The 12,062-nt window shown below is 62.1% G+C and carries 12 protein-coding genes; 8 read left to right on the forward strand and 4 right to left on the reverse strand.

The genetic code is table 11. The features are described from left to right. Window positions 1-4: 4 nt before the first annotated feature. Window positions 5-1,561, reverse strand: coding sequence for an oxamate amidohydrolase (gene hpxW, locus RTX96_RS10680; protein WP_312670969.1), 1,557 nt, complete (start codon window positions 1,559-1,561; stop codon window positions 5-7). Between the two features lie 192 nt (window positions 1,562-1,753). Between hpxW and hpxU the strand changes: the two genes are divergently transcribed. From hpxU to hpxK, 7 genes are all read left to right on the forward strand, one after another. Next, window positions 1,754-2,593 (forward strand): MurR/RpiR family transcriptional regulator HpxU, encoded by an 840-nt coding sequence (gene hpxU / locus RTX96_RS10685; RefSeq protein WP_103819577.1) that lies wholly within the window; start codon window positions 1,754-1,756, stop codon window positions 2,591-2,593. A gap of 180 nt (window positions 2,594-2,773) precedes the next feature. Beyond that, window positions 2,774-3,559: a transporter substrate-binding domain-containing protein gene (locus RTX96_RS10690; RefSeq protein WP_103819576.1), complete on the forward strand. Its 786-nt coding sequence runs from the start codon at window positions 2,774-2,776 to the stop codon at window positions 3,557-3,559. A 9-nt stretch (window positions 3,560-3,568) separates the two neighbouring features. Next, window positions 3,569-4,234, forward strand: a complete 666-nt coding sequence (locus RTX96_RS10695) for an amino acid ABC transporter permease (protein WP_312670947.1) — start codon at window positions 3,569-3,571, stop codon at window positions 4,232-4,234. Then, window positions 4,234-4,890, forward strand: coding sequence for an amino acid ABC transporter permease (locus tag RTX96_RS10700; RefSeq protein ID WP_312670970.1), 657 nt, complete (start codon window positions 4,234-4,236; stop codon window positions 4,888-4,890). Before RTX96_RS10695 ends, RTX96_RS10700 begins: the two co-directional genes overlap by 1 nt. Next, a complete protein-coding gene (locus tag RTX96_RS10705) occupies window positions 4,871-5,608 on the forward strand; it encodes an amino acid ABC transporter ATP-binding protein (RefSeq protein WP_312670948.1) in 738 nt (245 codons plus the stop codon). The genes RTX96_RS10700 and RTX96_RS10705 overlap by 20 nt, the downstream gene beginning before the upstream one ends. 15 nt (window positions 5,609-5,623) lie before the next feature. Beyond that, complete coding sequence (locus RTX96_RS10710; RefSeq protein WP_312670949.1) at window positions 5,624-6,865, forward strand: alanine--glyoxylate aminotransferase family protein; 1,242 nt, start codon at window positions 5,624-5,626, stop codon at window positions 6,863-6,865. Then, window positions 6,862-8,103, forward strand: a complete 1,242-nt coding sequence (gene hpxK, locus RTX96_RS10715) for an allantoate amidohydrolase (protein ID WP_312670950.1) — start codon at window positions 6,862-6,864, stop codon at window positions 8,101-8,103. The genes RTX96_RS10710 and hpxK overlap by 4 nt, the downstream gene beginning before the upstream one ends. 20 nt (window positions 8,104-8,123) lie before the next feature. On the opposite strand, the gene RTX96_RS10720 is transcribed toward hpxK, so the two are convergent. From RTX96_RS10720 to RTX96_RS10730, 3 genes are read right to left on the reverse strand one after another with little or no spacing between them, the layout of a single operon-like run. Next, on the reverse strand, window positions 8,124-8,990 hold the full coding sequence (locus RTX96_RS10720; protein ID WP_312268953.1) for an ABC transporter permease: 867 nt from the start codon (window positions 8,988-8,990) through the stop codon (window positions 8,124-8,126). Next, on the reverse strand, window positions 8,962-9,804 hold the full coding sequence (locus RTX96_RS10725) for an ABC transporter ATP-binding protein (protein ID WP_312268952.1): 843 nt from the start codon (window positions 9,802-9,804) through the stop codon (window positions 8,962-8,964). The genes RTX96_RS10720 and RTX96_RS10725 overlap by 29 nt, the downstream gene beginning before the upstream one ends. A gap of 21 nt (window positions 9,805-9,825) precedes the next feature. Continuing rightward, window positions 9,826-10,833, reverse strand: a complete 1,008-nt coding sequence (locus RTX96_RS10730; protein WP_312670951.1) for an ABC transporter substrate-binding protein — start codon at window positions 10,831-10,833, stop codon at window positions 9,826-9,828. 185 nt (window positions 10,834-11,018) lie between these two features. On the opposite strand from RTX96_RS10730, the gene RTX96_RS10735 reads away from it, so the two are divergent. After that, complete coding sequence (locus RTX96_RS10735; RefSeq protein ID WP_312670952.1) at window positions 11,019-12,032, forward strand: malate/lactate/ureidoglycolate dehydrogenase; 1,014 nt, start codon at window positions 11,019-11,021, stop codon at window positions 12,030-12,032. Window positions 12,033-12,062 lie beyond the last annotated feature (30 nt).

Below are 12,062 nucleotides of genomic sequence, written 5' to 3' on the forward strand. Positions count from 1 at the left end.
CTCCTTAAAAACCGGCGGCCGAGCCGTTGCTGCGCGGATCGGCTGCGCCCTCAAACAGGCCGTTGGGATGGCGAACGATAGCCCCGGCGTGGCCCATCGCCTCGCTGTAATCAGGCAGCACCTCCACCTCGTGGCCCAGCGCGCGCAGGCGAGCGATGCTCTCGGATGAAAAGCGGCCTTCAAGCTTCAGCGAATCCGAAGTCTGCCCCCAGGTGCGCCCCAGCAGCCAGCGCGGTTGGGAGATGCTCTCCTGCAGCGGCACGCCCTGCAAAATGTAGCGGGTAAAAATCGCTGCCTGGGTCTGCGGCTGGCCATCGCCGCCCATCGAACCGTAAACCATCACCCTGCCGTCGCTGAGGCGTGCAGCGGCGGGGTTGAGGGTGTGAAACGGCTGCTTGCCCGGGGCCAGCGCCAGCAGGTGCGCCGGATCGAGGCTGAACGCGGCGCCACGGTTTTGCCAGACTATCCCGGTGTCGGGAAGCACCACGCCGCTGCCGAACTCATGGTAGAGGCTCTGAATAAAGGAGACCGCCAGCCCGCTCTTATCCATCGTCCCCATCCACACGGTGTCGCCCGGGCCTTTACCCGTTCCCCAGGGCGCGGCACGGCTGTCGTCTATTCGATCGGCCAGCGGCTGTAGCGCGGCGGGATCGAGCAGGCTCTGAATGTCTGTGTCGAGATGGCGGGGATCGGTGATGTGCGCATCGCGCAGGCGAAAGGCTAGCTTGGTCGCCTCGGCGATGCGGTGCACGGTTTGAGCCTCATCGGCCTCGGCCATATTTAAGCGGTCAGTGATGCCGAGGATCGCCAGCGACACCAGCCCCTGGGTGGGCGGGGCCAGGTTCCACAGCTCACCGTGCTGGTGCTGCAGCCTGAGCGGCTGCGGACGCCGGGCGTGATGCCGCTGCAGATCGTCAAGGGTAACAGGGAGGCCGTATCTGGCCATGCCGTCGGCCATCTGTTCCGCCAGCGGACCGCGATAAAAGCTCTCCAGCCCCTCCTCAACCAGCCGTTGCAGGGTAGAGGCGAGGGCGGGCTGGTGAAAGCGGCTGCTGGCCATCGGCGGCTCACCGTTCACCAGATAGGTCTCCGCAAAGCCGGGCAGGTGGCGCAGCTCCTCTAACTTACTGGCGGTCGCATTGGCCTGAGATTGCGTGACCGGGATCCCCTCCGTGGCATAGCCGATGGCGTCAGCCAGCAGACGCGCGAGCGGCAGCGCTTTACCTGTCAGCGTCTGGGAGATATTGAGCGCCTCCTCCCAGCCGCTGACGGTACCGGCGACGGTCAGCGCCGCACGCGGGCCTCGGTGTGGGATCTGCGTGAGATCGCTGTAGGCCGCAGGGGTGGCGAGCGAACCTGCCGCGCCGCTGGCATCAATGGCAATAGGATCCCCCTCCGGTGGGACGATAAGCCAGAAGCCATCGCCGCCGAGGCCATTCATATGCGGGTAGACCACGGCGATGGTTGCGGCAGCGGCCACCATCGCCTCAATGGCGCTGCCGCCTTCGCGTAGTACGGCAAGCGCACTCTGGCTTGCCAGATGGTGGGGGGCCACCGCCATTCCATGAGCGGAAAGATGACTCTGCACGGGCTGTCCTCATGATCTGAAGTGTGTCCGTAAACTTGCAAAAGCTGTTCCACTTTCGGGCGAAAAGTTTCACTCATAAGAGCGACAGCGTTTTTATCGCATCTGGCATGCATTGTGAAAGGGGTTAGCGGTATAGTTTGCTGAAACAAAAGTTACAGAGGCCCTATGGAACAGCTTGATGAACGCCTGAAAGGGCAATATGCGTCGCTATCGCCCCAGGAGCAGCGGGTGGCAAACTTTATTTTCGATCACTTTGACGATCTGATCGGCTACAACAGCGCCGAGCTGGCGCAGCTTAGCGGGGTATCGAAGGCGACGGTGAGCCGCCTGTTTAAGCGCCTGGGCTACGAAAAGTATAAGGATATGCGTGACGAGCTGCGCACCCTGCGCCAGAGCGGCATGCCGCTCACCGATCAGCGCGATGCGGTGCAGGGCAACACGCTGCTGGCCCGCCACTATAAGCAGGAGATGGCGAACCTGACGCAGTGGGTCAATGCCCTTGACCCACAGCAGTTTGCCGAGGTGATTACCGCCATGATGACCGCCCGGCGGATTGTGATTATCGGCATGCGTAACGCGTACCCGGCGGCGCTGCACCTGCGCCAGCAGCTGTTGCAGGCGCGTGGCCAGGTCCTGGTGCTGCCGCAGCCGGGGCAGAGCCTGAGCGAAGAGCTGGTGGATCTCACCGCCGACGATCTGGTCATTGCAATGGCGTTTCGCCGCCGACCGCGGATTATCCGTCCGCTGCTCCAGCAGCTGCAGGCCGACGGCGTTCCGGTGGTGCTTATGTGCGAGCCGCAGGCGCATGGCCTGCTGCCGCTGGCGCGCTGGCAGCTCTGCACTCCGCTGGATAGCGTCTCCGCCTACGATAGCTATGCAGCGGTAAATAGCCTGATCAACCTGCTGGCTAATGCCTTCTTGCATGAAATTCTTGATAAGGGACGGCCGCGCATTCATCACATCGCCACCCTCTATCAGCAGCTGGACGAGCTGGAGCAGCGATAATGGGGCACCACGCTGGTGTTTGGCACTATTTTGGTGCAGAAAAGCGCAGCTTATTTTCTCATTTCTGATGGCTATTTAGGCGGTTAACGCTGATTTACCGTTTATCCGTACCTGGCACATTAGTTGCAAAAGTCTATTTATAGAATCTTTTGTTTCATGCTAACGTAACGGGTAAACACCATGAAAAAAATCTTGATCGCACTGGCCGGGGCCGCTGTTCTGTTAACTCACCTGTCGGCAGCGAAGGCCGACCAGCTGCAGGATATTGAGAAACGCGGCACGCTTCGGGTCGCCGTCCCGCAGGACTTCCCCCCCTTTGGCTCGGTAGGGACCGATCTCCAGCCGCAGGGTTACGACATCGATATGGCGCGCTACCTTGCCAAAGAGATGAAGCTCAAGCTGCAGCTGGTCCCGGTGACCAGCGCCAACCGGGTGCCCTATCTGCAAACGGACAAGGTGGACCTGGTCATCTCCAGCCTCGGTAAAAACGCCGAGCGTGAGAAGGTGATTGATTTTAGCCGCGCCTACGCACCGTTCTTCCTGGGCGTCTTTGGTCCGAAGGGGGCAGAGCTGAAGGACGCAGCGGGGCTGAGCGGTAAAACCATCGGCGTCACCCGTGGCGCGGTGGAGGACATGGTGCTGACCGGCATTGCGCCGAAAGAGGCGCAGGTGAAGCGTTACGAGGATAACAACACCACCCTGTCGGCCTATCTGTCGGGTCAGGTGCAGTACGTTGCTACCGGTAACCTCGTCGTGGCGGCCATCTCCCGGCAGAACGCCGACAAAGCGCCGGTGCCGAGCTTTATGCTGAAAGATTCACCCTGCTTTATCGGCCTGAAGAAGAACGAGCCAGCGCTGAAGGCGAAGGTGGATACGCTGATCGAGCAGGGCGTGAAGGATGGCACCCTGAACAAACTCTCTGAGCAGTGGATGAAAGCCCCGCTGCCAGCCAGCCTTGGCGTGTAAGGCCGGTGAATGACTGAACAACTTCACTTTTCTGAGCTCTGGCCGCACTGGCCGGAGCTGCTGGCGGGAGTGTGGATCACCGTTCAGCTCACGGTGATGGCGACGGCGGGCGGCCTGGCGCTGGGCATTCTCGGGGCCGCTATTCGCAGCGGACGTCCGTCGTGGCTCAGCCGCATCTGGGGCGCGTACGTGGAGCTGATCCGCAACACGCCCTTTGTCGTACAGCTGTTCTTTATTGTCTTTGGCCTGCCCAACATGGGCCTCAAAATGACGGCGGGGGAGGCCGCGCTGCTGGCGATGATCGTGAATCTGGGGGCCTACAGCACTGAGATCGTACGCGCCGGGATCCAGGTTACGCCGAAGGGGCAGTGGGAGGCCGGGCGAGTGCTGGGCCTGACCCGCGCCCAGACCTTTATCCGCATCGTGCTGCCGCCCGCGCTCCAGCGTATCTACCCGGCGCTGGTCAGTCAGTGCATCATCGTCATGCTCGGATCGTCGGTGGTATCGCAGGTCTCTTACGAGGAGCTGACCTTTGCCGCCAACCTGATCCAGTCCCGGACCTTTCTCAGCTTCGAGGTCTATCTGGTGACGGCTGGGATCTACTTAATTCTGTCGATCGCCATGCGTCAGCTGCTGCTGGCGGCGGGGCGGAGATGGCTGGGAGTGCAGGCATGATGAACACCTTTACCGACTGGGACATTATTCGCAACCTGCTGCTGGCCGGGCGCTGGACGGTACTGCTCTCGCTGGTGGCTTTCAGCGGCGGCGCGCTGGTGACGCTGCCGCTCCTGCTGCTGCGCCTGACCGGCGGGCGGCAGGTGCAGCGCCTGATCCGCGGCTATATCGAGCTGTTCCAGGGGACGCCGCTGTTGATGCAGCTCTTTCTGGCCTTCTTTGGCGTGGCGATGTTGGGTATCGACGTCTCACCCTGGACGGCGGCCTCGCTGGCGCTGACCCTCTATACCAGCGCCTTTTTACTCGATATCTGGTTCGGCAGCATTCGTGCCCTGCCGAAAGGGCAGTGGGAGGCGTCGCGCTGCCTGGGGCTGAGCTTTGGCCAGACCCTCTGGCGGGTGGTCGCCCCGCAGGCGCTACGCATCGCCATTGCGCCAACGGTGGGCTTTGCCGTGCAGGTGATCAAAGGCACGGCGCTGGCGTCGATCATCGGCTTCGTCGATCTGACCAAGGCCGGGACGATGCTGACCAACGTCACCTATCAGCCTTTTAAAGTCTTTGCGCTGGTGGCGCTGGGCTATTTCATTCTGTGCTACCCGCTGTCTCGCTACAGCCGCTATCTGGAGAATAAATTCAATGCCTCTCATCACCATTAATCAGATGCAGAAGTACTACGGTGATAACCACGTGCTTAAGGGCGTCGATCTGGATATCGATATGGGCGAGGTGATCTCTATTATCGGTCGCAGCGGATCGGGTAAAAGCACGCTGCTGCGCTGCATCAACGGCCTGGAGGGTTACCAGGAGGGGAGCATCAAGCTGGGCGGCATGACCATCACCGACCGGGATTCGCAGGCGCGGGAGATCAGCCGCTCCATCGGCATGGTGTTCCAGAACTTCAACCTGTTCCCCCACATGACGGCGCTGGAGAACGTCATGCTGGCCCCGCGCCGGGTGCTGAAAAAGAGCGCCGCCGAGTGCCGCGAGCTGGCGCAAAAGATGCTGGAGAAGGTGGGGCTGGGCGATCGGCTGGACTACTACCCCTCCAGTCTCTCCGGCGGCCAGCAGCAGCGCGTGGCGATTGCCCGTGCGCTGGCGATGTCACCCAAAGTATTACTCTGCGACGAGATCACCTCGGCGCTCGATCCGGAGCTGGTGGGCGAGGTGCTTAAGGTGCTGGAGCAGCTGGCGGCAGAGGGGATGACGCTGATCCTTGTCACCCATGAAATGAACTTTGCCCGCGAAGTGGGCGACCGCGTGGTGTTTATGCATCAGGGGAGAGTGTGGGAGCAGGGCGACAGCAAAATGCTGTTCGCCAACCCGCAGACCAGTGAACTGAAGCAGTTTATCTCCTCCGTACGCGGGCTGGATTAATTTAAGGAACCTAACATGGATATCGCGCAATTTTCACAAATCAACCCGCCTCAGCGCCTGCTGATGGGGCCGGGGCCTATCAACGCCGATCCGCGTGTGCTGCGTGCGATGTCGAGCCAGCTTATCGGTCAGTACGATCCGGCGATGACCCACTACATGAACGAGGTGATGGCCCTCTATCGCGGCGTGTTCCGCACCGAAAACCGCTGGACGATGCTGGTAGACGGTACCTCGCGAGCGGGAATTGAGGCTATTCTGGTGTCGGCTATCCGTCCCGGTGACAGGGTGCTGGTGCCGGTATTTGGCCGCTTTGGTCATCTGCTGTGTGAAATTGCCCGTCGTTGTCGGGCGGAGGTGCACACCATTGAGGTGCCGTGGGGCGAGGTCTTTACTCCCGACCAGATCGAAGACGCCATCAAGCGGGTGCGCCCGCGCCTGCTGCTGACGGTGCAGGGGGATACCTCCACCACCATGCTCCAGCCTCTCGACGAGCTGGGGGATATCTGCCGCCGCCACGACGTGCTGTTCTACACCGACGCCACCGCCTCGCTGGGGGGCAACGCCCTGGAGTGCGATGCCTGGGGGCTGGACGCGGTCTCGGCGGGGATGCAGAAGTGCCTCGGCGGCCCGTCCGGAACCTCACCTATCACCCTCAGTCCGCGCATGGAGGAGGTCATCCGTCGCCGCAAATGCGTCGAGGAGGGGATCCGCACGGCTGACCATCGCGACGGTGAAGAGGAGATGATCTACTCCAACTACTTCGACCTCGGCATGGTGATGGACTACTGGGGACCGGAGCGGCTGAACCACCACACCGAAGCGACGTCGGCACTGTTTGCCGCCCGGGAGTGCGCGCGTCTGATCCTTCAGGAGGGGCTGGATAACGGCATCGCCCGCCATAAGCTACACGGCGAGGCGCTGCTGGCGGGCATCCAGGCGATGGGGCTGGAGACCTTCGGTGACCTGAAGCACAAGATGAACAATGTGCTTGGCGTGGTGATCCCGCAGGGGATCAACGGCGACCTGGTGCGCAAGCTGATGCTGGAGGATTTCGGCATTGAGATCGGCACCTCCTTTGGCCCGCTGCACGGCAAGGTATGGCGCATCGGCACGATGGGCTATAACGCCCGCAAAGATTGCGTGATGACTACCCTGAGCGCGTTGGAGTCGGTGCTGAACTATCTTAAATTCCCCACCGTCCAGGGCGCGGCGATGCAGGCCGCGTGGGATCGCTATCACAGCGAGCGTCCGCTATGAGCCAGCCAGCACGCCAGCAGGCGGAGCGGGTGATAGCCCGTGCGGATGAGCTGGCCGCCATCAGCGAAACGCCGGACGCCCTGACCCGGGTCTACCTCTCCCCGCAGCATCTGCAGGCTAACCAGCGGGTGGCGCAGTGGATGGCAGAGGCAGGAATGATCGTCTGGCAGGATAGCGTGGGCAACGTCTGCGGCCGCTACGAGGGCGAGCAGAAGGGCGCTCCGGCAGTTCTGTTAGGCTCGCATCTGGATACCGTGCGCAACGCCGGACGCTACGACGGCATGCTGGGGGTGCTGACGGCCATTGAGGTGGTACAGAGCCTGCATCAGCAGGGGCAGCGGCTGGCGAAGGCGATTGAGATCGTGGGCTTCTGCGACGAGGAGGGGACGCGGTTTGGCATTACCCTGCTCGGCAGCCGTGGCCTGACGGGGAGATGGCCGGCGCAGTGGCTGATGCAGACCGATGCCAGCGGCGTCAGCGTGGCGCAGGCGATGGTGCTGGCCGGGCTGGATCCGGCCCGCGTTGCGCAGGCGGCTCGTCGTACGGAAGAGATCGCCGCCTATCTGGAGCTGCATATCGAGCAGGGCCCCTGCCTGGAGCAGGCGGGGCTGGCGCTGGGGGTCGTTGAGGCGATCAACGGCGCGCGCCGCCTGAACTGTCGCTTTACCGGCGAGGCGGGCCATGCCGGCACCGTGCCGATGGCTCAGCGTAAAGATGCCCTGGCCGCTGCTGCCGAGTGGATGGTGGCTGTAGAAAGCACCACCCATGAACGGGGCGGCAACCTGGTTGCCACGGTAGGCGAGCTGCGCTGCCTGCCGGGGGCGGTTAACGTTATACCTGGCGAAGTGGCGCTGTCGCTGGATATTCGCGGACCGCAGGACGCGCCGCTGGATGCTTTGCTGAATGAGCTGCTGGCCCAGGCGCAGGCTATCGCCACCCGCCGGGGGCTGACGTTCAGCGCCGAGGAGTTCTACCGCATCGCCGCTACGCCTTGCGATCGACGTTTACAGAGCTTGCTTACCGATGCGGTCCATCAGGCGCAGGGTGCGTCGCTGTCGCTGCCCAGCGGAGCCGGGCATGACGCCATCGCGATGGCTGAACGCTGGCCGGTGGGGATGCTCTTTGTACGCTGCAAGGGTGGCATCAGCCACCATCCGGCGGAGTCGGTGGAAGCTGATGACGTCGCGCAGGCCATTACGGCGTTTAGCTATGCGGTGACTGCCCTGGCGAGCGCTTAGCGAAAGCGGCGCTGAACCCGCTAGCGCTGCATTCCCCAGCGCTTGACGGTGACCTTCTCCAGGGTGGCGAAGACTACCCCCTCCACCAGTAGACCGATGGCGATCACCGTCAGCAGCCCGGCGAAGACCCGATCGGTAAACAGCTCGTTGCGGTTCTGGAAGATATACCAGCCCAGCCCGCCTTCGCCGCTGGAGGCACCAAACACCAGCTCGGCGGCGATCAGCGTCCGCCAGGCAAAGGCCCAGCCGATCTTCAGCCCGGAGAGAATAGCAGGCAGCGAGGCCGGGATCAGGATGGTGGCGACGTAGCGCGGCCCGCTCAGGCCATAGTTGCGTCCCGCCATGCGCAGGGTCTCCGGCACGCTGCTGAACCCCGACCAGGTGTTGAGGGCGATGGGCCAGGTAACCGAGTGCACGATAACGAAGATCAGGCTGGCGTTGCCCAGCCCGAACCAGAGCAGCGCCAGCGGCAGCAGGGCGATAGCCGGCAGCGGGTTAAGCATGGAGGTGAGGGTGCTGAGCAGATCCCGGCCAAACTGGGTGGTGACCGCCAGGGCGCTGGCCACCAGCGCCAGTACGCTGCCGATCAGGTAGCCCTTCAGCAGGATGCTGAGCGAGTTGGCAATTTTCCCCGGCAGCTCGCCGTTGTGCATATCCTCGCTAAAGACGCGCAGGGTTTGTAGCACGCCGGGCAGCATCAGATCGTTCTGCTGGATGCGGGCAGCCATCTCCCACAGCGCCAGCACCAGCAGCACGATCAGGGACTTGCGCAGCCAGGCCTGGTTCCACAGACGCTGACCAATGGGGAGCGGTGTCTCTACCGACAGATTGCGCAGCGGCGGCAGCTCGCGCTCAAACTCAGGACGGATGTACGGTGGCTGCGACATAGGCGGGCTCCTTGCCGGTTGAGTGTGAAGTAATGTTCCCGTTAGCCGGGAAGAGCAGGTCGTGAATATGGCTGGCGGCGTGCTGGAACGCCTCGCTGCCAAAGTCGTTCAGGGTGAACTGGTGGCAGTTCAGCTCCGCCCGCACGCGGCCAGGGTGCGGAGAGAGCACCAGGATGCGGCTGCCCACCACCAGCGCCTCCTCAATGGAGTGGGTAACAAACAGCAGGGTGAAGCGCTCCTCCTCCCACAGGGCCAGTAGCTCCTCCTGCATCGTGCGGCGGGTGAGGGCATCCAGCGCGGCGAACGGCTCATCCATCAGCAGGATGCGCGGCTTCATCGCCAGCGCTCGGGCAATGGCCACCCGCTGCTTCATGCCTCCGGAGAGCATATGCGGCATCACGTCGGCAAACTCCGCCAGCCCCACCTTGTTGAGGAAGTGCAGCGCCCGCTCTTTAGCTTCGGCGCGGCTGGCCTTGCGGCTCGCCAGCAAGGGGAACATCACATTCTCCAGCACCGTTTTCCACGGCGGCAGCTGATCGAACTCCTGGAACACCATCATCCGCTCTGGCCCGGGTTCCTTAATCGCCGTCCCCGCCAGCGAGATCTGCCCGCTGCTGGGGGAGATAAAGCCACCGGCGGCCTTCAGCAGGCTCGATTTGCCGCAGCCCGACGGCCCGAGCAGAATAAAGCGGTCCCCTGGCCAGACATCAAAGCTGACGTCGTGGGTGGCGCGCACCTGCCGCTCGCGGGTCCGGTATTCAATATCGACGTTGCTGACCTGCAATAGTGGTCCATCGCTGTGCTGAGTTGCCATCTGGGCCTCCTGGGTTGCGGCTTAGCTGCCTGGGTTTTCCCACGCTTCGTTGAAAAAGTAATCCTGCCATGAGCTGGCCCTGTTCTTCAGGACGCCAAGCTCATAGAGCTTCTCGGCGTAGACGCCGGTGCGCTCGGGGGAGACGGTAAAGCTGATTTCCGGATCGTTCACAATCTTCTGCACCAGCGGCAGCGGCAGGCGCGACTTCTCTACGCGAATGTAGGTCTCGGCAGCGGCATTTTTATCGGCATTGATAATCTTTGCCGCCTCGCTCAGCGCCCGGTAGAACGCTTTGTAGGTTTTCGGGTTCTCGTCGTGGAACTTCTGCGTGGTGTAGAGCACGTTAAAGGTCGCCTGTCCGCCCAGCACATCGTAGGAGCTGAGAATTTTGTGCACGTTGCTGTGCTCCAGGGCCTGATACTGGAACGGCGGGCTGGAGAAGTGGGTGGTGATCTCGGAGCCACCGGCAATCAGGGCCGCGCTGGCGTCCGGATGCGGCAGGCTAACGCTGATTTTATCGAAGCGCTTGAAATCGTCGTTGCCATACAGTTTTGCGGTTTCGATCTGCAACGTACGCGACTGGAAACCCACCCCAGCCGCCGGAACCGCAATGCGGTCTTTATCGGTCAGATCCTTAACGCTCTTCACCGCCGGATTGTTGCTGAGCAGATAGTTAGGCATCGATCCCAGCGAGGCGATGGCCTTGACGTTCTGCCTGCCTTTAGTGCGATCCCAGAGAGTCAGCAGCGGCGGCAGACCCGCCGAGGCGACGTCCAGCGCGCCTGAGAGCAGCGCCTCGTTCATTCCGGTTGCCCCGGAGATGGTGCGCCACTCGACGTTAATATCCAGCCCCTCTTTTTTGCCCTCTTTTTCAATCAGCTGCTGGTCGCGTACCACGTCCAGAATTAAATAGCCGATACCAAACTGCTGGGCAATGCTGATATTCCCCTCAGCAAACGCCGACTGACTTATTCCACCCAGCGTTGAAAGCGCCAGCGTCCAGGCCACTAAGCTATTCCGTTTATTCATGCCAAACCCCAGAAAAGTATTTATTAATAATGAGCAATCATGGTCAGAGCAGCGGCGCCAAAGGAAATGATTTAACCAGAAATAGATTCCCGGAAATGAGATAAGGCAGCGGAAACGATCCCGCTATAATCGAAACTCGTTTAAATATCCCCTGGCATTTCAGGGATAATATCGCGGGTACATGTATGCCTCTATTTTCACATCAGCAGCTTCGCACGCTATTAACGCAGCATCTGATGGCAGTTAATACCGCGCCAGAGATCGCGCAAAAGGTAGCGGATAATCTTGTTGACGCCTCTTTAAAGGGGCATGACTCCCACGGCGTCACGCTGCTGCCGCGCTATATTCGCGCTATCGTCGCGGGGGATCTCAATCCTAAAGCGCATTTAGCACAGGTCCGCGATGCCGGGCCGGTTATCTCCTTTGACGGCGGGCACGGCTTCGGCCAGCTATTAGGCGAGCAGGCCATGACGGCGGGGATTGCCCGGGCACGGGAGTTTGGCGTGGCGATGGTCGGCCTCGCCAACGCTCACCATCTGGGACGCATTGGTGCCTGGGCTGAGCAGGTCGCTGAGGCTGGGCTGGTCTCAATTCATTTTGCCAACGTGGCCGCCCCCTCGGCTGTGCTGCCGTTTGACGGCCTGCAGGCCAGACTGGGCACTAACCCCTTCTGCGTCGGCGTACCGTTGCAGGGCCGTCCGCCGGTGGTGCTCGACTTTGCTACCAGCGCCATTGCCGGGAACAAAGCCCGCGTGGCCTGGAACGAGGGCCGCCAGGTGCCGGAGGGGTGCATCGTCGACGCCAACGGCCAGCCGACCACCGATCCGGCGGTGTTGATGACCGAACCGCGCGGCGCGCTGCTGCCCTTTGGCGGTCATAAGGGGGCCGGGCTGTCGCTGATATGCAGCCTGCTCGGCGCGGCGCTGACCGGCGGCGAGACCGAGAGCCATAACATCCCTCCCCGGGCGGGCATCATCAATAATATGCTGTCGATTATCTTCGACCCCGAGCGGCTGGGGGCAGGAGAAAGTTATAAGCAGGCGCTGCTGGCGCAGGTCGACTGGGTCCGCACCGGGCAGGATGGCCGCGACGTGCAGATCCCCGGCGAGCCGGAATTAAGGGCCTATGCCCGCCGGGTGGAGGAGGGGATCTGGATCGATGAGGTAAGCTGGCAGGAGTTTGAAGCGCTCAGTCAATAATGCCTAAGAGCGGAATTATCCGCTCTTGCG

Origin of the sequence: Pseudescherichia sp., from assembly GCF_032052675.1 — a bacterium.
Taxonomy (GTDB): Bacteria; Pseudomonadota; Gammaproteobacteria; order Enterobacterales; family Enterobacteriaceae; genus Pseudescherichia.

What these genes read in the sequence shown, in the direction of transcription:
- hpxW (WP_312670969.1), bottom strand. Translation starts at nt 1,561, where the DNA reads ATGGCGGTGGCCCCCCACCATCTGGCAAGCCAGAGTGCGCTTGCCGTA.
- hpxU (WP_103819577.1), top strand. Translation starts at nt 1,754, where the DNA reads ATGGAACAGCTTGATGAACGCCTGAAAGGGCAATATGCGTCGCTATCG.
- RTX96_RS10690 (WP_103819576.1), top strand. Translation starts at nt 2,774, where the DNA reads ATGAAAAAAATCTTGATCGCACTGGCCGGGGCCGCTGTTCTGTTAACT.
- RTX96_RS10695 (WP_312670947.1), top strand. Translation starts at nt 3,569, where the DNA reads ATGACTGAACAACTTCACTTTTCTGAGCTCTGGCCGCACTGGCCGGAG.
- RTX96_RS10700 (WP_312670970.1), top strand. Translation starts at nt 4,234, where the DNA reads ATGAACACCTTTACCGACTGGGACATTATTCGCAACCTGCTGCTGGCC.
- RTX96_RS10705 (WP_312670948.1), top strand. Translation starts at nt 4,871, where the DNA reads ATGCCTCTCATCACCATTAATCAGATGCAGAAGTACTACGGTGATAAC.
- RTX96_RS10710 (WP_312670949.1), top strand. Translation starts at nt 5,624, where the DNA reads ATGGATATCGCGCAATTTTCACAAATCAACCCGCCTCAGCGCCTGCTG.
- hpxK (WP_312670950.1), top strand. Translation starts at nt 6,862, where the DNA reads ATGAGCCAGCCAGCACGCCAGCAGGCGGAGCGGGTGATAGCCCGTGCG.
- RTX96_RS10720 (WP_312268953.1), bottom strand. Translation starts at nt 8,990, where the DNA reads ATGTCGCAGCCACCGTACATCCGTCCTGAGTTTGAGCGCGAGCTGCCG.
- RTX96_RS10725 (WP_312268952.1), bottom strand. Translation starts at nt 9,804, where the DNA reads ATGGCAACTCAGCACAGCGATGGACCACTATTGCAGGTCAGCAACGTC.
- RTX96_RS10730 (WP_312670951.1), bottom strand. Translation starts at nt 10,833, where the DNA reads ATGAATAAACGGAATAGCTTAGTGGCCTGGACGCTGGCGCTTTCAACG.
- RTX96_RS10735 (WP_312670952.1), top strand. Translation starts at nt 11,019, where the DNA reads ATGCCTCTATTTTCACATCAGCAGCTTCGCACGCTATTAACGCAGCAT.